The sequence below is a fragment of the Sphingopyxis sp. GW821-FHT12F08 genome, from assembly GCF_058806755.1.
The window spans coordinates 591,195-608,501 of sequence record NZ_JBXAQA010000003.1 but is presented as its reverse complement, the minus strand read 5'-3'; the positions used below and the strand labels follow the sequence as shown (position 1 = coordinate 608,501).

The 17,307-nt window shown below is 66.4% G+C and carries 15 protein-coding genes; 8 read left to right on the top strand and 7 right to left on the bottom strand.

All coding sequences use genetic code 11. The annotated features are described in order from the left end of the window. Positions 1 to 3: 3 nt before the first annotated feature. The 6 genes from AC1RNQ_RS11755 to AC1RNQ_RS11730 all read left to right on the top strand — a co-directional run bounded on the left by AC1RNQ_RS11755 (position 4) and on the right by AC1RNQ_RS11730 (position 6,422). Positions 4 to 2,376 carry a TonB-dependent receptor gene (locus tag AC1RNQ_RS11755; protein ID WP_493171327.1) on the top strand — a complete coding sequence of 791 codons (2,373 nt, stop codon included), beginning with the start codon at positions 4 to 6 and terminating at the stop codon, positions 2,374 to 2,376. 399 nt (positions 2,377 to 2,775) lie between these two features. Further along, the gene (locus tag AC1RNQ_RS11750; RefSeq protein ID WP_493171326.1) at positions 2,776 to 4,065 is read left to right on the top strand and encodes a spinster family MFS transporter; all 1,290 of its coding nucleotides are present in this window, start codon (positions 2,776 to 2,778) and stop codon (positions 4,063 to 4,065) included. A 14-nt stretch (positions 4,066 to 4,079) separates the two neighbouring features. Continuing rightward, positions 4,080 to 4,475, top strand: a complete 396-nt coding sequence (locus AC1RNQ_RS11745) for a nuclear transport factor 2 family protein (protein WP_493171325.1) — start codon at positions 4,080 to 4,082, stop codon at positions 4,473 to 4,475. A gap of 9 nt (positions 4,476 to 4,484) precedes the next feature. Then, positions 4,485 to 5,132, top strand: coding sequence for a carboxymuconolactone decarboxylase family protein (locus AC1RNQ_RS11740; protein WP_493171324.1), 648 nt, complete (start codon positions 4,485 to 4,487; stop codon positions 5,130 to 5,132). Between the two features lie 59 nt (positions 5,133 to 5,191). Next, positions 5,192 to 5,800: a glutathione S-transferase family protein gene (locus AC1RNQ_RS11735; RefSeq protein ID WP_493171323.1), complete on the top strand. Its 609-nt coding sequence runs from the start codon at positions 5,192 to 5,194 to the stop codon at positions 5,798 to 5,800. A gap of 28 nt (positions 5,801 to 5,828) precedes the next feature. Further along, positions 5,829 to 6,422: a VOC family protein gene (locus AC1RNQ_RS11730; protein ID WP_493171322.1), complete on the top strand. Its 594-nt coding sequence runs from the start codon at positions 5,829 to 5,831 to the stop codon at positions 6,420 to 6,422. A gap of 219 nt (positions 6,423 to 6,641) precedes the next feature. Here AC1RNQ_RS11730 and AC1RNQ_RS11725 read toward each other — a convergent pair whose 3' ends face one another. Then, positions 6,642 to 8,204, bottom strand: coding sequence for a long-chain-fatty-acid--CoA ligase (locus AC1RNQ_RS11725; RefSeq protein WP_493171321.1), 1,563 nt, complete (start codon positions 8,202 to 8,204; stop codon positions 6,642 to 6,644). Positions 8,205 to 8,283: 79 nt separating this feature from the next. Between AC1RNQ_RS11725 and AC1RNQ_RS11720 the strand changes: the two genes are divergently transcribed. Next, positions 8,284 to 9,342: a 5-methyltetrahydropteroyltriglutamate--homocysteine methyltransferase gene (locus AC1RNQ_RS11720; RefSeq protein WP_493171320.1), complete on the top strand. Its 1,059-nt coding sequence runs from the start codon at positions 8,284 to 8,286 to the stop codon at positions 9,340 to 9,342. 157 nt (positions 9,343 to 9,499) lie between these two features. Here AC1RNQ_RS11720 and AC1RNQ_RS11715 read toward each other — a convergent pair whose 3' ends face one another. From AC1RNQ_RS11715 to AC1RNQ_RS11690, 6 genes are all read right to left on the bottom strand, one after another. Then, positions 9,500 to 10,192, bottom strand: coding sequence for an alpha/beta fold hydrolase (locus AC1RNQ_RS11715; protein ID WP_493171319.1), 693 nt, complete (start codon positions 10,190 to 10,192; stop codon positions 9,500 to 9,502). A 103-nt stretch (positions 10,193 to 10,295) separates the two neighbouring features. Next, positions 10,296 to 11,216: an NAD(P)-dependent oxidoreductase gene (locus AC1RNQ_RS11710; protein ID WP_493171318.1), complete on the bottom strand. Its 921-nt coding sequence runs from the start codon at positions 11,214 to 11,216 to the stop codon at positions 10,296 to 10,298. Continuing rightward, positions 11,213 to 12,511: a phosphopyruvate hydratase gene (gene eno / locus AC1RNQ_RS11705; protein WP_493171317.1), complete on the bottom strand. Its 1,299-nt coding sequence runs from the start codon at positions 12,509 to 12,511 to the stop codon at positions 11,213 to 11,215. The genes AC1RNQ_RS11710 and eno overlap by 4 nt, the downstream gene beginning before the upstream one ends. 1 nt (position 12,512) lies before the next feature. After that, positions 12,513 to 13,487: a phosphotransferase family protein gene (locus tag AC1RNQ_RS11700; protein ID WP_493171316.1), complete on the bottom strand. Its 975-nt coding sequence runs from the start codon at positions 13,485 to 13,487 to the stop codon at positions 12,513 to 12,515. Between the two features lie 95 nt (positions 13,488 to 13,582). Further along, on the bottom strand, positions 13,583 to 14,710 hold the full coding sequence (locus tag AC1RNQ_RS11695) for an alpha/beta hydrolase (protein ID WP_493171315.1): 1,128 nt from the start codon (positions 14,708 to 14,710) through the stop codon (positions 13,583 to 13,585). A 250-nt stretch (positions 14,711 to 14,960) separates the two neighbouring features. Then, on the bottom strand, positions 14,961 to 16,595 hold the full coding sequence (locus AC1RNQ_RS11690; protein ID WP_493171314.1) for a long-chain-fatty-acid--CoA ligase: 1,635 nt from the start codon (positions 16,593 to 16,595) through the stop codon (positions 14,961 to 14,963). 154 nt (positions 16,596 to 16,749) lie between these two features. Here AC1RNQ_RS11690 and AC1RNQ_RS11685 point away from each other — a divergent pair, with 154 nt between their 5' ends. After that, the gene (locus AC1RNQ_RS11685; RefSeq protein WP_493171313.1) at positions 16,750 to 17,208 is read left to right on the top strand and encodes a MarR family winged helix-turn-helix transcriptional regulator; all 459 of its coding nucleotides are present in this window, start codon (positions 16,750 to 16,752) and stop codon (positions 17,206 to 17,208) included. The last annotated feature ends 99 nt before the right edge of the window (positions 17,209 to 17,307 follow it).

Sequence of the window (17,307 nt, the reverse complement as noted above, 5' to 3'; positions counted from 1 at the left end):
GTCATGATGAATATTCGCAACCGGATTCTGTTGTCGGGCGCCGCGTCGGCCGCCGTGCTGGCCTTGGCCGCGCCGGCGAGCGCGCAGGACAGCGCCGCCCCCGCCGACACCGGCGAAACCGCCGACGATGCGGGCACCGACGAGATCATCGTCACCGCGCGTTTCCGCAACGAAACGCTGCAGGACGTGCCGCAGGCGATCTCGGCGTTCGGCGAGGAGCAGCTGACCAATATCGCGGCGCGCGACATCACCGATCTCGCCCCCTCGACCCCGAACATTAGCATCCAGCCGGTCGCGACCTTCTCGAACTCGGCGGCGATCTTCATCCGCGGGCTCGGCGCGCAGGGCATCGAATCGACCGAGGAAAGCCCGGTCGGCGTGTCGATCGACGGCGTCTATGTCACACGCCCGGTCGCGACGATGCTCGACACCTTCGACCTCGACCGCATCGAGGTGCTGCGCGGCCCGCAGGGGACGTCGTTCGGCAAGAACTCGCTGGCGGGCGGCATCGCGGCCTATACCAAGAACCCGGGGCGCGACTGGGGCGTGCAGGCCGAAATCACCGTCGGCAATTACGGCCGCATGGACGCGCGCGCCGCGGTCGACATGCCGCTGATCCAGGACACGCTGGCGGTGCGGCTGGTGCTGAACAAGGAAACCTATGACGGCTATTTCACCAACCGCCTGAACGGCAAGAAGATCGGCGGGCAGGACCGGCTGACGCTGCGCGGCACGGTGGTGTTCACCCCGACCGACAATCTCGACATCAATCTGAAGGCGTTCCTGCTGCGCGACCGGTCGAGCGCGCCGGGCGGCGACGCCGCGCCGAACCGCAACCAGCTGCTATGGCAGGTCTTCCGCTTCGAGGAGCCGAACGACGGTGCCTATACGATCGGGCGCGATTTCCCCGCCGACCACGACACCGACCAGCTGGGCCTGATCAGCAACATCGGGCTCGACATGGGGTCGTGGCAGGCCAAGTCGATCACCGGCTATATCGAGACCGACGATTTCAACGACAGCGATTTCGACCAGTCGGAGATTTTCTTCTTCCCGACTTTCCGCCTGCAATCGCACCGCCAGTTCAGCCAGGAGCTGCGCCTGCAGTCCGATTTCTCGGACCGCACGGACGCGCTCGCCCGCCTGAACCTCGTCTTCGGCGGCTATTTCCTCAAGCAGAGCTTCGAACTGGCGCAGGCTTTTCCGACGCTCCCCGTGCTGCTCGCACCGGCGTTGCGCTTCGGCAGCCAGGATTTCGTCACGCAGGACAATATGGCCAAGGCGCTGTTCGCGCAGGCGATCTATGGCATCACCGACCGGCTGAACGTCACGCTGGGGGTCCGGCAGAGCTGGGAATCGAAGGATTATTTCCGCGACCCGACCGGGACCTTGCTGTCGCCCGCCTTCTTCAGCTCGCGCTCGGTGGTGAAATCGCTCGCCGAGATGGAGGCGATCGCCAACACCAACCTCGCCGCCGGCCGCGCGTTCAAGCTCGGCTACGACCGCGACCGCATGACCTTCAAGGCCGGGATCGACTATCGCCTGACCGACGACGTCATGGTCTATGCCGGCTTCAGCCAGGGCTATAAGGGCGGCGGCTTCGGCGCGCGCTCGGCGACGACGACCACCGCGGGGCCGACCGAGGACAATACCGCCGACCTGTTCGAGGCGGGTTTCAAGGGCGATTTCTTCGACAATCTGCTGCGGCTCAACCTCACGGGCTTCGTGACCAAGTTCAAGCAGCTCGAATTCGGGGTCTTCTTCCCCAACCCCAATGTCGCGTCGGGGCAGGAAACCGCGCAGCTCAACATCGGTTCGGCGACCACCAAGGGCCTCGAGCTCGAGGCGACGCTTAAGCCGACGCAGGATTTCCGCCTGTCGGCCAATGTCGGCTATCTCGACGCGAAATATACCGACTTCTGCGCCGACATCGACGGCCCATCGGCCTTCCCGACCCCGCCGACCTCTACCTGCGGCGACGTCACGCTGCTGCCCAACGGCACCTATCTGGTCGACGTCGACCATAGGGGCAAGAAGCTGGTCCGCGCGCCGAAGTGGCAGACCAATTTCTCGGCCGAATATAGCGTGCCGCTGGGCAGCGCGGGGACGATCAACCTGCGCGCGTCGATGCTCTATCGCAGCACCTATTATTCGACCGTCGCCAACGACCTGGCGGGCAAGACCGGCGACTTCACCCTGTTCGACGGATCGATCGGCTGGGAGAGCGCGGACGGGCGGTTCCGCGCGCAGCTGTGGGGCAAGAACCTGACCAACAAGACCTATGTCGCGGCGCTGACCCCGACCGCGCAATTCTTCACCCAGCGCTTCTACAACGCGCCGCGGACCTTCGGCCTGACGCTCGGCGCGAGCTTCTGAGCGGAGGGCCGGACGGCGCTCCTTTCCACGTCCGGGTCCCACGGACGAGGGCCCCCTGCCCCCGCGGGCGGAGGGGCTTTTCCTTGGCAGCCGAGATAGGGTGGCTAGGCGCGATCCTCCCCCGCAGGGGGAGGGGGACCATGCGAAGCATGGTGGAGGGGCACAGTCGGCTTGCCTTGCCGTCGAGGTCGCGCATCACGGAACCATTGCCGGAAATGAGGAGCTTTTCGCTTCATCCCCGCGCAAACCTCATGTGCCCCTCCACCACCCTTCGGGTGGTCCCCCTCCCCGTTCCGGGGAGGATCGCTTATGACTCCCAGCCACCGTAAAGCGCGTTGACAGATAAACTTAAATACCTAAGTATTTTTCGGGCGAAGACTCATGTTGTCAGGGAGAGTTATGAGCGAGGCCACCACCCTCCACGGCGCCGCGGCGCCCGACAGCGGGCTTGCGCTGCGGCGCAACGTCGCGCTGGCGATGCTGTTTGTGGTCGGCACGATCAATTTCGTCGACCGCCAGCTGCTCGCGATGCTGATCGAGCCGATCCGCGCCGATATCGCGCTCAGTGACACGCAGTTCGGGCTGCTCACCGGCCTCGCCTTCGCGCTTTTCTATGCCGGCATGGGCGTGCCGGTCGCGATCCTCGCCGACCGCTGGAACCGCGTGAAGCTGGTCGGCATCGCGTGCATCGTGTGGAGCGGCTTCACCGCGGCGTGCGGGCTGGTGTCGAATTTCTGGCAGCTGGCCCTCATGCGTTTTGGCGTCGGGGCGGGCGAAGCGGGCGGCACCGCGCCGTCGGTGTCGGTGCTCGCCGATTATTATCCGCCCCACCGGCGCCCGATCGTCATGGCGCTGTTCACCTGCAACGGGCCGTTCGGGGTGTTCGTCGGCGCGGCCTTCGGTGCCTGGGCGGCGTCGACGATCGGCTGGCGCAACGCCTTCCTGCTGATCGGCGCGGTGGGCATCGTCGTCGGGCCGCTCTTGATCTGGCTGGTGCGCGAACCCACGCGCGGCCAGATGGACAAGGGCGCGAGCGACGAGGCGGTACCCTTTTCGCGCGCGCTGGCGCTGTTCGGCGAGCGCCGTTCGCTGATGCTGGTCCTGCCCGCGACCGCCTTTGCCGCCTTCGTGAGCTATGGGATGCTCAACTGGATCCCCGCCTATCTGATGCGCGTGCAGGGCATGCCGCTCGCCGCGATGGGGACGTGGTTCGCGCCCGTCGCGGGCATTACCTTCGCCGCGGGGACGCTGGGCGGCGGCTGGCTGGTGGCGCGGCTGTCGCGCAAATCGCCGCGCGCCTATGGGCTGGTCCCGGCGATCGCGACCGCGATCCTGATCCCGTCGCTGATCGCCGCGCTGATGCTCGACGGCTGGCCCGCGGTGCTGGCGCTGATGGTGGTGCCGCTGACCGCCTGCACCTTCTATATCGCGCCGTCGCTGGCGCTGGTGCAGAATCTGACCCCGCCGCGCGCGCGCGCCACCGCGACGTCGATCCTGATGCTGATGTTCAACATCATCGGGCTGGGCTTCGGCCCGCTGTTCGTCGGCTTCGTCAGCGATGCGCTGAAGCCCGAATATGGTATCGACAGCCTGCGCTGGGGATTGATCGCGCTGATGCCCTTCGCGCTCGCGGCGTGCGCGGCGCAGCTGGCGATGACACGGCATCTGGAGCGGGATTTCGCAGCCTGATGATGGAGAGCAAGATGAGCGAGCTGGACGAGATCCGCGCTATGGCGACGCGCTTCTTCGACGCGATCGAGGCGGGCGATATCGAGACGATGCGCGAAAGCTTCGCCCCCGATGCCGAGATCTGGCACAACACCGACGAGCTGGCCGTGACGCGCGACCAGACCGCGGCGACGCTGACCGGCATGGTCGCCCGGATCGGCGAGCGCGAATATGCCGACCGCCGGCTGACCGTCTTTCCCGGCGGTTTCGTGCAGCAGCATGTGCTGAAAGGCGTGCGCACGCACGACGGCGGCGCGGTGCGCCTGCCCTGCGCGATCGTCTGCAAGGTCGAGGGCGGCCGGATCACGCGCCTCGACGAATATTTCGACAGCGCGCATGTCGCCGAGTTCCGCAAATTCGCCAACGCCTGAGGAGTTTTTATGCCCGTCCTGCGCCAGGTTCCCCGCTCGGAAGTCACCGACGAGACCGTCCTCGCTTATTACAACCGCCTGTTCGGCGAGCGCGACCCCGTCGCCGAGCCGGGCACCGCGACCGGCACGCCGGGCGACTGGTGGACGGTGTTCGCGCTGTCGCCCGACATCTTCGAGCATGCGGTCAAGGGTTTCGCGGTGTATCGCAACCCGGCGCGCACGATCGATCCGGTGCTGCGCGAGCTGGGCCAGACGCGCGCGGGGTGGGTCAAGGGCAGCCAGTTCGTCTTTTCGCAGCATTGCAAGTCGCTGCGCGGGCTGGGCGTCAGCGAGGAAAAGATCGCGGCGATCGCCTATTGGACCGTCGCCGATTGTTATGACGAGCAGGAACGTAGCGTGCTCGCCTATGCCGATTGCCTGAGCCAGGCGGGCGGGCGCGTGCCGCTCGAGGTCTTCGAGAAATTGAAGAGTTTCTGGAACGACGAGCAGATCTTCGAATTCACCTACATCACCTGCCTGTACGACATGCACGCGGTGATCACCCGCGCGCTGCGCATGGAATATGACGCACGCGAGGACCCGATCGTCGAGGTCGCGGCGCCCGAGGGCTTCAGCGCCGCCGACTTCCTGAGCGCGCCGCGGCCGGCGGGTGAATAACCGTCAATCTACTTGACGATTATTCACCGATGCGATAAGAAAGAAACGAGAGGATGGGCATGAAATTTTATAACTCCATCGGCCCCAACCCGCGCGTCGTGACTTTGTTCATGGCCGAAAAGGGTATCGAGATCCCCGCGGTCGAGGTCGACCTGCGCGGCGGCGAGAACCGGCGGGCGCCCTATACGATCGAGGTCAATCCCGCGGGGCAGACCCCGGCGCTCGAGCTCGACGACGGGTCGGTGATCACCGAGATCACCGCGATCTGCGAATATTTGGAAGAAGTGTTCCCCGACACGCCGCTGATCGGCACGAGCGCGGAGGAGCGCGCAACGACGCGGATGTGGACACGGCGCATCGACCTCAAGATCTGCGAGCCGCTGACCAACGGCTTTCGCTTCGCCGAGGGGCTGCCCTTGTTCGAGCCGCGGCTGCGCTGCCTGCCCGAAGCGGCGGCGGGGCTGAAGGCGACCGCGCAGGACGGGGTGCGCTGGCTCGACCCGCTGATCGCGGGGCGCGAGTTCGTCGCCGGCGAGCGGCTGACGCTCGCCGACCTGATGCTTTTCGCCTTCCTCGATTTCGGGATTTCGGTCGGCCAGCCGATCGATGCCTCGGCGACCAACGTCATCGCCTGGTACGCGCGGATAAAGGCGCGTCCCACGACCTGAATATATGGAATGCACAAGGAGACCGATCATGGCTGCAGCGAATAGCGAGTTCGAATTTCTGGGGGTCAACCACCTGGCGCTGGTGTGCAAGGACATGGCGAAGACGGTCGAATTCTATCGCGACATATTGGGCATGCCGCTGACCAAGACGATCGACCTGCCCGGCGGGCGCGGCCAGCATTTCTTCTTCGACATCGGCAATGGCGACAGCCTGGCATTCTTCTGGTTCCCCGAGGCGCCCGAGGCGGTACCGGGCATTTCGGCGCCGGCGCATCTGCCGACGCAGGGCAGCTTCGTGTCGGCGCACGGGTCGATGAACCATATCGCGATCAACATACGCGCCGACAAATTCGACGATTATTACAACCGGCTGGTCGAGAAGGGGATCGAAGTCAGCAAGATCCTGAACCACGACGACAGCCCGATGCAGTCGACCGACGAACTGCACCCCGGGGTGTTCGTGCGCTCGGTCTATTTCTTCGACCCCGACGGCGTGTGCCTGGAATTCGCCGCGTGGACCAAAGTGTTCGACGAGAGCGACGTCGCGCACGACCCGGTGCAGGCCGACGGGACGAAGCGCGAAGGCTTCATCACCCGGCGGACGCCGGTGCCGGCGGAATAACAGCTCCTCCCCAGCTACTCCTCTTGGCCCGGTGTGCGAGCATTGGGCCTTTTTTGAGAGCGGCGATCCTCCCCGGCACGGGGAGGGGGACCAGCGAAGCTGGTGGAGGGGTACAGGCGGTCTACACTTCGCCAAGACCGTGACGGAGGGATAAGGACGCACCTGCCCCTCCACCATCCTTCGGATGGTCCCCCTCCCCGTGCCGGGGAGGATCGCCGCTCACCCCACCGCCCTGCCCTTGCCTTCCCAATAGGGCGCGCGGAGTTCGCGGCGGAGGACCTTGCCCGAGGGGTTGCGCGGGAGGGCTTCGATGAAGTCGATGCTCTTGGGCGCCTTGTACGCCGCGATGCGTTCGCGTGCCCAGGCGATGACCGCGGCGGGATCGGGCGCGCCGCCCGCCGAGGCGACGACGAGCGCCTTCACCGACTCGCCCCATTTGTCGTCGGGGACGCCGATCACCGCGACGTCGGCGACGCCGGGGCAGCCCATGATCGCGCTCTCGACCTCGGCCGGATAGACATTCTCGCCGCCCGACACGATCATGTCCTTGATGCGGTCGTGGACGAAATAAAAGCCGTCGGCGTCGCGGTAACCGACATCGCCCGTGTGGAGCCAGCCGCCCGCGAGCGTCTCCTCGGTCGCCGCGGCGCGGTTCCAATATTCCTTCATCACGATCCCGCCGCGGATCGCGATCTCGCCGATCTCGCCGTCGCCGAGTTCCCTGCCCTCGCCGTCGAGGATCGCGAGGTCGACGTTCGGCCAGGGCTTGCCACACGAGGTGAGCTTGCCGGGAATATCGTGCGCAGAGGGCGACAGATAGGAGCCGCCGCCGGCGGATTCGGTCATGCCGTAGAATTGCACGAAGTCGCAGCCAAAGGCGCTGCGCGCGCGGCGCAACACGTCCTCGGCGATCGGCGAGGCGCCATAGGCGATCGACTTGAGCGCGGGATAGCGGCCGGCGGTCGCCGAGGGCTGCATCAGCATCATCTGGATCATCGCGGGGGCGAGGAAGGCGTGGGCGACGCGCTCGTGACGGAGCATCTGGATCGCGTCGTTGGGGGTGAAATCCTTGACGAGCAGCAGGCGGCCGCCCTGCGCCAGCCCCGAGAAGCTGACGTTGGTACCCGCGACGTGGAAGAGCGGCATGACGATGATCACCGTCTCGTCCTCGCCATAGGCGAAGCCGTCGACCTCGGTCGCGGCCTCAAGGAAGCTCCGGTAGTTGCGGTGGGTCAGCACGACGCCCTTGGGCAGGCCAGTGGTGCCGCTGGTGTAGAGTTGCAGCACATCGTCGGCGAGGTCGGGGCCGGGCAGCGCGGCGTCGGAGGCGTCGCCGAGCCACTGGTCAAACGGGGTGAATTGCGGATGCTCGCCATAGAGCGCGACCAGGCGCGGCGGGTTCGCGAGGCCGGCGACCGCAGCGAGCGCGCAGTCGAAGAAATCCTCGCCGACGAAGAGATATTCGGGCGCGGCGTCGCCAACGATGAAGCCGACCTCGGCGGGCACGAGGCGGTTGTTGATCGGCGCAAAACAAGCGCGTGCGAGCGCGGTGCCGAAGAAGAGCGGATACCAGGCGTCATGGTTCTTGGTCAGCGCCGAGACGCGGTCGCCGGGCTGGATACCCGCGGCGATCAGCGCGTTGGCGACGCGGTTCGAGCGCTGGTCGAGTTCGCTGAAGCTGGTTTCGCGCTCGCCATATTTCACCGCGATCGCGTCGCCGCGCACGCGCGCCTGCGCGCCCGGGATGTGGGCCAGGGTCCGGATGGCATCCAGATCGATCATTTCGCTCTCCCTCGGTTCATTTTTCTTGAATTAGATAGAATACTAAGCAAATGTTTGGCCAGCCCAAAAATCGAGAGGATTGGCCTTGTTCGACCACCCCATATTGCCGACAACGATCGTCGGAAGCTACCCCCAGCCCGACTGGCTGATCGACCGCGAGCGGCTGAAGGCGAGCCTGCCGCCGCGGGTGCGCGCCGAGACCTTGTGGCGCATCCCCGAACCCTGGCTGGCCGACGCGCAGGAGGCCGCGACGCTGATGGCGATCCGCGACCAGGAGGAGGTCGGCATCGACATTATCGGCGACGGCGAGATGCGGCGCGAAAGTTACTCGAACCGGCTCGCGACCGCGCTGTCGGGGATCGATACCGAGAAGCACGGCACCGCGATCGACCGCACCGGCAACGCCAACCCGGTACCGCTCGTCTCGGGCCCGATCCGGCGGGTGGCGCCGATCGAGGCGCAGGATGCGGCGTTCCTGCGGCGCCATTCGGCGCGACCGGTGAAGCTCACCCTGCCCGGCCCGTTCACGATGACGCAGCAGGCCGAGAATGGCTGGTATCCCGACGCGAAATCGCTCGCGATGGACTATGCCGACGCGGTCAATGCCGAGGTGAAGGACCTGTTCGCGGCGGGGGTCGACGTGGTGCAGCTCGACGAACCCTATCTGCAGGCGCGCGCCGCCGAGGCCAATGCCTATGCGATCGAGTCGATCAACCGCGCGCTCGACGGGGTCGGCGGCACGACCGCGCTGCACATCTGCTTCGGCTATGCGCTGGTGCACCATGGCGCGGGCGCGACGGGGCCGAAGCCCAAGGCATACGACTTCCTTGCCGAGCTCGAGGCGTCAGCAATCGACGTGATCTCGATCGAGGCGGCGCAGCCGGGGCTCGACCCGTCGATCCTCGCCGAGCTGCCGACCAAGACGATCATGTACGGCGTGCTCGACCTGTCGATCCCCGAGGTGGAGACACCCGAGGCAGTCGCGGGGCGCATTCGTGAGGCTTTGCGTTACGTCGATGCCGAACGGCTGTGGATCGCGCCCGATTGCGGGATGAAGTACCACAGCAGGGCGCATAGCCAGGCCAAGCTGAAGGCGATGGTCGATGGGGCCGCGATGGTGCGGGCGGAGTTGAAATAGCCCCGCCGTCATCCCCGCGTAGGCGGGGATCCAGCTCTCTTTTTTGTCTTTTCTTCGTGCCTTTGCGCCTTTGCGTGAAACCAGAAAAATCTCACGCAAAGGCGCAAAGGCACGAAGAAAGAAAAAGCTGGATCCCCGCCTACGCGGGGATGACGGATTATGCGTCGATAAAGTCGGTTAGCAACGGCACCACAACCTCCGGTGCCTCGACCGTCGGCAGATGCCCGGCTCCCGCGATCACCTCAAGCCGCGCGCCGGGGATCGCGTCCAAGATTTCGTCATGATGCGCGCGGCTGGTGATGCCGTCCTTTTCGCCCCAGATCAGCAGCACCGGCACGGCGATCTCGCCGAGGCGCGGGCGGCTGTCGATGCGCGCCATGATCGCGCGCTGCTGGGCGAGGAAGGTGTCGGCGCCGGTGTCCGCTGCCATCCGGCGCGCGATGCCGAGCAGGCGAGCGTCGCCGCGCTTTTCCTCGGGGAAGAGGATCGGGATGCGCTCCTCGACGACCTGGTCGAAGTTTCCGCTCTCGACGAGGTCGATATAGCCCTGCCGCCGCGCGGTCTGCGCGGGGCCGTCGGCGGAGGCCAGCGTCGAGATCAGCGCGAGCTTGACGACGCGCTCGGGGGCGCGGCGCATGATCTCGAACGCAACGAAGCCGCCCATCGCGTGGGCGATGAGGACGAATTCAGGCGGGGCGTTGTCGAGGAGGCGCTGGGCGAAACCATCGATCGTGTCGTCGCTTTGATTGTCGGCGACGATGATCTCGCGGTCGGACCAGGCGTCGAGCAAAGGTTGCCAGACGGCGTCGGTCAGAAGCTGGCCGGTGATGAGGACGATGGGGAGAGTCATGGTTGGCGATCCAATAGGTCGTCATTGCGAGCGCAGCGAGGCAATCCAGAGTAGGCGTAAACCGCTCTGGATTGCCTCGCTGCGCTCGCAATGACGGGGTTTTTCATATGACTTGGTGCAACAGAGATTCACCGGCGGCGAGGCGGCGGCAATTTTCATGCGCCACCGTCAGGCTGCGCACGAGCGTTTCGGGGGTGAGCCAGGCGATATGCGGGGCGAGCACCGCGTTGGGCAGGCCGAGCAACGGATTGCCGCGCGGCAGCGGCTCCTCGGCGAAGACGTCGAGGCCGGCGCCGCGGAGATGGCCACTGGTCAGCGCGTCGACCAGTTTCGCCTGATCGACGAGTTCGCCGCGCGCGGTGTTGATCAGCACCGCGCCTTTCTTCATCGCGAAGGGATCGATGCTGGCGCGCGTTTCGTCGGTGAGCGGGATGTGCAGCGAGACGATGTCGCTTTCCCCGAGCAGGCGGTCGAGCGATAAGAATTCGTAAGGCACGTCGCGCTTGCTGCGCGCGGTGTAGACGATCTTCGCACCGAACGCGGCAAGCGCGGGGGCGAGAAGCTGCGCCGAATGGCCGAAGCCGACGAGGCCGATGGTGCGGCCGCCGATCTCGCCGACCTGATCGAGCTCGGACGGGTCGGCGGTCCAACCCTCCCCGGCGCGAGTGCGCGCGTCGAAGAAGCAGGTGCGGCGCAGCACCGCCGTCATCAGCGACAGCGCCATTTCGGCGACCGCCTGGCTGTTGGTGCCGGGCATGTTGCACACCGCGACACCATGCTCGCGCGCGGCATCGAGCGCGATGGTGTTGACCCCGACGCCGAGTTTCTGGATCAGTTTGAGCTTGGACGCCGCGGCGATGAAATCAGGGGTCACCGGGGTCAGCACGTGGAGCAGCGCGGTGATCTCGGGCGCGACGTCGTCGAGCGGGGCGGCCTCGTCGACATGCGTCACGACGCCCGCGCCGAAGATCGTGTCGACCGCGTCGCGAAAGCCGGGGCTGGGGCGTGCGTGGAGGACGATCATGCCTTCACCGCGCCGATGGAGCCCGCGAAGGCCGAGAAGCCCGCGAACACCGCGTCGGCGCCCATCGCCTCCTCGATGCGCAGCATCTCGTTCCACTTCGCCATGCGCTCGGACCGGGTGAAGCTGCCGACCTTCAATTGCCCGGCGTTCCAGCCGGTCGCGAGATGCGCGATGGTGACGTCCTCGCTCTCGCCCGAGCGCGCCGAGACGATCGCGCCCCAGCCGCGCGCGACGGCGGCGTCGAGCGCGGCCTTGGCCTCCGTGACGGTGCCGACCTGGTTAACCTTGATCAGCGCGGCGTTGCACACCCCCGCGTCGGCGGCGCGGACGACGCGTTCGGCATTGGTGACGAGCACATCGTCGCCGATGATCTGGACCCGGTCGCCGATCGCGGCGGTGACGGCAGCCATCGCCGTCCAGTCGTCTTGCCCCGCCGGGTCCTCGATCGACAGGATCGGATAGCGCCCCGCCCATTCGATAATGCGCGCGGCCATCGCTTCGCTCGTCATGCGCCCGTCGTCGAGCGCGAGGCTGTAGCCCGAGGCGTCGCCGAGTTCGTTGGCGGCGATGTCGAGCGAGATGAAGACATCCTCGCCCGCGCGGTGGCCGCTCGCCTCGATCGCCTTGGCAAGCGTGCCCAGCGCATCCTCGTTCGAGGCGAAATTGGGCCACCACCCGCCTTCGTCGGCGACGCCGCTGAGCGGGCCTTTCGCCTCCATCAGCCTGCCCGCGGCGCGATAGACATCGTCGGTGATTTCGAGGGCGCGGCGGAAGCTGCCCGCTGTGGGGCACATGATCATGAAGTCCTGCACATCGGTGCGCCGCCCCGCGTGAGCGCCGCCGCCGAAAATCTGGATTTCGGGCAGCGGGATGCGGACCTTGGCATCGCCCGCGAGATAGCGCCACAAAGGCTGGCGGGCATCGGCGGCGGCGGCGTGGAGCACCGCCATCGACACCGCGACAACAGCGTTGGCGCCGAGGCGCGCCTTGTTCGTGGTGCCATCGAGCGCGCAGAGCGCGGCGTCGACCGCCGCCTGATCCTGCGCGTCCATGCCGGCGATCGCTCGCGCGATTTCCGATCCGATGCCCGCGACCGCGCGCGCGACGCCATAACCGCCGAAGGCGGTGCCGCCATCGCGCAGGTCGATCGCCTCATGCGCGCCGCGCGAGGCGCCCGCGGGGGCGATGGCGCGGCCGACGGCGCCCGAGGCGAGCGTGACTTCGGCCTCGACCGTGGGGCGGCCGCGCGAATCCCAGAGCTGGCGGCCGGTGACGGAGGCGATGGGCGAAGTCATTTCAAATCCTTTTCCAATTGGCGGCGAGCGCGTCGATGGGTTGCGACGCGCGGATCAGCGCGCGCGCTTGATCGCACACGATATGCTTGTGTTCGGGATCAGTGAGATAGGGAGCGGGCGACTTGCCCTCAACGCGCGCGAGGAGCAGCGCGGCGGTGAGCTTGCCCGCGCGGAGCAGCAGGTCGTCCGCATCTTCCCAATCGATGCCGGCGCGATAGGCGGCGACGAGCGCGGCTGCGGCCGCGTTCAGCCGGGCGTCGCCCGACCAGACCGCCTTGAGCAACAGGTGCGTGGTGCAGAAGGCGAGGTCGAAGGCGGGGTCGCCATAGACCGCGCATTCGGCGTCGAGAAAGACCGGACCGTCGGCGCCGACGAGGATATTCTTCGGGCTGACGTCGCCATGGACGAGCGCGATCTTGCGCCCCGACAGATCCGCGGCGAGCGCCGTCAGCGCGGGCGCGAGTTCGGCGTCATGCTGCGCAACATAAAGCAGGAAGGGATCGACGCGCAGCGCGCGGAACATGTCGTCATTGGGGAAATCAGCGCGGTCGCTGTCGCTATAGGCCGTGGCGGCGTGGACGGCCGCAATGCCCTTCCCGACCTGTGCAGCAAAACCGGCGTGGACGCGGCCCGCCATCAACTCGTCCTTCCACACAGGGCGGCCGGGGAGGAAGCGCATCGCGAAGGCGTGGCCCGGCAGTTCGGCGAGCACTTCGGGCGCGATATGCGGATCGACGCCGCGCGCGCGGCGCAGCCAGCGCACCTCGCTGGTCCCGCGTTCGACGGGGGCGAGCCATTCGGCGGCGACGCGCAGTTGCGGCAGCGGGCGCTTGACGACGATCGGGCCGGCGGGGCTGTCGACCTTCCACACGTCGCACGACACGCCGCCGGTCAGCGGCTCGAGGGCGACCTCGCCCTCCCCCGCCAGCCCGGCTCCGCGCAGCGCGGTGATGATGTCGGCGTCCGCCGTTTCCATAACAATTCTGCCCATATTGAACCGTAGCCCTGAGCCTGTCGAAGGGCGCTTCTCGGATAGGCGCCCTTCGACAAGCTCAGGGCTACGGTGATTGCTTACAGCTTCTCCCGGATCCACGCGCCGACGAGGTCGGCGGCGTCCTGGCGTTCCTTGATCGAATCCTCGAAATAATGCGCCCCGGGGATCAGTTCGATCCTTTTGTCGGTCGAGCCCAAAAAGTCGAAGATCTTGCGTGCGTCGCTGGGGAAGACGCCTGTATCGGCAAGGCCCTGCACCACCAGCGCGGGGGTGTCGTGCTTCGCGAGATGCGGCTGGCCCTGGCACGGCGAGGTTTCGAGGCTCCACATGTTGAGCCAGGTCTTGAGCGTGTTGGCGCGGCCGATGCTGGGGGTGCGGTTGGCGATCGCGGGGTCGCCGCGATAGCACCAGTTGGGCTTGCGCTCCGACGGGTCGATCGCGGGATCGACGCAGCGGATGTCGCCCCAGCAGCGGAAGAGCGGGAAGATGCGGTCGGGGATGCCCGCGGCATTGAGCCGCGCGAGCTCGGCCTTGGCCCAGTCGGTGATGCGCTGGTTGCGCGCGCGCTGGCCGGCGCGATATCTGGCGATGAACGCGTCCGAATAGGGCGGGCCATTGTCGGGATTGAAGGGGTCGAGTTCGGGATCGGTCAGCGTCGGATCGTTCTCGTCGACCACCGAGGCGTCCATCCAGTCGGTGAGGACTTCGGGGCGCCCCTGGTGCGCGTTGAAGCTGATGTAGAGGTCGCCCTTGATCAATTGCGCGAGCGCGTCCTGGCCGACGGACGGCAGGCGGTCGGTGAGCGTCGGCGCGATCGCCTCGGCCTGATAGGCGCCCATCAGCGAACCGCCGCCCGAATTGCCGAGGATGACGACCTGTTCGACCCCCGCCTCTTCCTTCAGCCATCGCACGCCGACGCCGATGTCGAGCACCGCATGTTCGAGCAGGAACTGGTCCTCGAAACCGCGATAACGCGTGTTCCAGCCGAGGAAGCCGAAACCCTGCCGCGCGAAATAGGGCGCGATATAGTGTTCGGAGAAATCGACGTTATAATGGGTGGCGATGATCGCCACTTTCGGGCGCTTGCCCGCCTCGGTCCAATAAATGCCCTGGCACGGGTGGCCGCCCGCCTGGATGCGCGGCGCGGTCGGCGGCGCGCGGCCGATGAAGTGCGCGTCGAGGCCCTCGATGCCATTGGGGTCCATTCGTCTCTCTCCTGTTTATCGTTTATGGATTTTGGCGGAACGCACGCAGAAGCGGCGGATATTTAGGTTCACGCGGAGACGCGAAGGCGCGGAGGGTTCCTGCCTTCGTCACCCCGGACTTGATCCGGGGTCCGCCTTGCTCCGCAAGAAGAGGCGGATGCCGGGTCGAGCCCGGCATGACGGAAACAAGCGGTGGCCGACGCTCCGCGTCTCCGCGTCTCCGCGTGAACAATATTATCCGGCATTCCGGTCACCGGCTCACCTCGAAGGGCAGCTTGTATCCTTCCAGCCCGGCGCGGATCGCCTTTTTGTCGATCTTGCCCGTCGGGCCGAGTGGGATGTCGTCGACGAAAAGCACGTCGTCGGGCATCCACCATTTGGCGATCTTGCCGTCGAGGTAGGCGGTCAGGTCGGCGGCCGTGGCGCTCGCGCCGGGCTTCAATTGGCAGAGCAGGATCGGACGCTCGTCCCATTTGGGATGCGACACGCCGACGACCGCGGCGTTGGCGACCGCCTCATGCCCCATGGCGATATTCTCGATCTCGATCGAGCTGATCCATTCGCCGCCCGACTTAACCACATCCTTGGCGCGATCGGTGATCTGCATATAGCCTTCGCCGTCGATCGTGCTGACGTCGCCGGTGTCGAAAAAGCCCTCGGCGTCGAGCACATCGCCGCCTCCACCGCCGAAATAAGCGCCGGCGATCGTCGAGCCCTTGACCATCAGCCGGCCCGGGGTCTTGCCGTCGTGCGGCAGGCGATTGCCGGCATCGTCGACGAGCTTCATCTCGAGCCCGCAGAGCAGGCGGCCCTGCTTGAGCTTGTAGGCCAGCTGTTCGGGATCGGATTTCGCCGCGACCGAGGCGTTGGGCACCGACACGGTGCCGAGCGGCGAGGTTTCGGTCATGCCCCAGCCCTGGATGACGTCGACGCCATAATCGTGGCGGAAGGTGCGGATGATCGATTCGGGGCACGCCGAGCCACCGATGGTGACGCGTTCGAGCGTGGTGAAGCTTTTGCCGTTTTCCTGCATATAGGTGAGCAGCATCTGCCACACCGTCGGGACGGCCGCGGAATAGGTCACCCCCTCCTGCTCGATCAGATTGTAGATCGATTCACCGTCCATCCGCTGCCCCGGCAGCACGAGCTTGGCGCCGACAGCGGGCGCCGAATAGACAACGCCCCAGGCATTGGCATGGTACATCGGGACGACGAGCAGCACCGTATCGCGCGCCGACAGGCCGAGCGCGTCGCGCTGGAGCGTCATCAGCGCGTGGATATAGTTGGAGCGGTGGGAATAGAGCACGCCCTTCGGATTGCCCGTCGTGCCGCTGGTGTAGCAGAGGCCGCAGGCGGCGTTCTCGTCGAAGCCGCCCCACGCATAGTCGCTGGGCTGGCCGGCGATCCAGTCGTCGAAGGCGATGGCGGGAAAGCTCGTCTGCGGCAGAGAGGCGGCGTCGCAGAAGAAGATCACCTGCTCGATGCTCGGCACCTGGGGCAGCAATTGCTCGACCAAATCGGCGGTCGCGGGATCGGCGATCAGCAACCGGTCGCCGGCGTGGTTCGCGATATAGGCGATCTGTTCGAGGAAGAGTCGCGGATTGAGCGTGTGGAGCACCGCGCCCATGCCCGCGGCGCCGTACCAGGCCGACAGGTGGCGCGCGCTGTTCCAGCCCATCGTCGCGACGCGGTCGCCCTGCTTGATGCCCTCGGCAGCGAGCGCGTTCGAGACGCGCTTCGCATCAGCATGGACCGCGTCATAGGTTGAGCGGGTGACATCGCCCTCGGCGTCGCGCGACACGATTTCGCGCGCGCCGTGCCAGTTCGCGGCATGACCCAGGATGCGGTCGACCGTCAGCGGCACATCCTGCATCAATCCCATCATCACTTCGGCCTCTCCTGTCCCGCGCTGCGCCTAGCGTCTCTTATAAGGATAGTATACTAAGTATTTTACCGTTGCAACGCCGCGCTGCCTTGCGTCCCCCCTGCCCTTCTTCTAGCGTTGCGGCAAAGGCAACGGGGGCCCATCGCAGCATCTTATGCGCACCAACCAATTGATCATCGCGCTGTTTCAGCGCTTCTGCTGGCTCGACGAGGGGCTGCAGGCGCGGCTGCACGATCGCGGTTGGCCCGACGTCAATCGCCCCCAATCGATGGTGATGACCAATATCGTCAGCGGGGTCGTGCGCCCGTCGGACATCGCGCGCAACCTGGGCGTATCACGCCAGGCGATCCACAGCACGATCGGTCAGATGATCAAGCTGGACATGGTGAAGATGGAGACCGACCCCGACGATCGGCGGCACATGATCGTGTCGCTGACCGAGACCGGCGCGCGCATGCGCAAGGACGCGCAGCGCGCGATGGACACGCTGACTGCGCAGATCGCCGAGGTGCTGGGGCAGGAGCGTTTCGATGCCCTGCTGGCCGCGCTCGAGGCCGACTGGGGCGACAATATCGAGCGTGATCCGGCGGCGGGGAAGAAGAAGCGGGCTTGAGATAAAGCCCCTCCCCTTCAGGGGAGGGGTTGGGGTGGGGCCAGAGGCCTTGCGCAAGGCCTCTGGCCCCACCCGCTGCGACTAACGAACAAGTTCGTA

Excerpts from the sequence above, each read along its gene's own strand:
- AC1RNQ_RS11755 (WP_493171327.1), top strand. The coding sequence starts at position 4 with ATGATGAATATTCGCAACCGGATTCTGTTGTCGGGCGCCGCGTCGGCC.
- eno (WP_493171317.1), bottom strand. The coding sequence starts at position 12,511 with ATGACTTCGCCCATCGCCTCCGTCACCGGCCGCCAGCTCTGGGATTCG.
- AC1RNQ_RS11710 (WP_493171318.1), bottom strand. The coding sequence starts at position 11,216 with ATGATCGTCCTCCACGCACGCCCCAGCCCCGGCTTTCGCGACGCGGTC.
- AC1RNQ_RS11735 (WP_493171323.1), top strand. The coding sequence starts at position 5,192 with ATGAAATTTTATAACTCCATCGGCCCCAACCCGCGCGTCGTGACTTTG.
- AC1RNQ_RS11740 (WP_493171324.1), top strand. The coding sequence starts at position 4,485 with ATGCCCGTCCTGCGCCAGGTTCCCCGCTCGGAAGTCACCGACGAGACC.
- AC1RNQ_RS11730 (WP_493171322.1), top strand. The coding sequence starts at position 5,829 with ATGGCTGCAGCGAATAGCGAGTTCGAATTTCTGGGGGTCAACCACCTG.
- AC1RNQ_RS11690 (WP_493171314.1), bottom strand. The coding sequence starts at position 16,595 with ATGATGGGATTGATGCAGGATGTGCCGCTGACGGTCGACCGCATCCTG.
- AC1RNQ_RS11685 (WP_493171313.1), top strand. The coding sequence starts at position 16,750 with ATGCGCACCAACCAATTGATCATCGCGCTGTTTCAGCGCTTCTGCTGG.
- AC1RNQ_RS11715 (WP_493171319.1), bottom strand. The coding sequence starts at position 10,192 with ATGACTCTCCCCATCGTCCTCATCACCGGCCAGCTTCTGACCGACGCC.
- AC1RNQ_RS11700 (WP_493171316.1), bottom strand. The coding sequence starts at position 13,487 with ATGGAAACGGCGGACGCCGACATCATCACCGCGCTGCGCGGAGCCGGG.
- AC1RNQ_RS11745 (WP_493171325.1), top strand. The coding sequence starts at position 4,080 with ATGAGCGAGCTGGACGAGATCCGCGCTATGGCGACGCGCTTCTTCGAC.
- AC1RNQ_RS11725 (WP_493171321.1), bottom strand. The coding sequence starts at position 8,204 with ATGATCGATCTGGATGCCATCCGGACCCTGGCCCACATCCCGGGCGCG.
- AC1RNQ_RS11695 (WP_493171315.1), bottom strand. The coding sequence starts at position 14,710 with ATGGACCCCAATGGCATCGAGGGCCTCGACGCGCACTTCATCGGCCGC.
- AC1RNQ_RS11750 (WP_493171326.1), top strand. The coding sequence starts at position 2,776 with ATGAGCGAGGCCACCACCCTCCACGGCGCCGCGGCGCCCGACAGCGGG.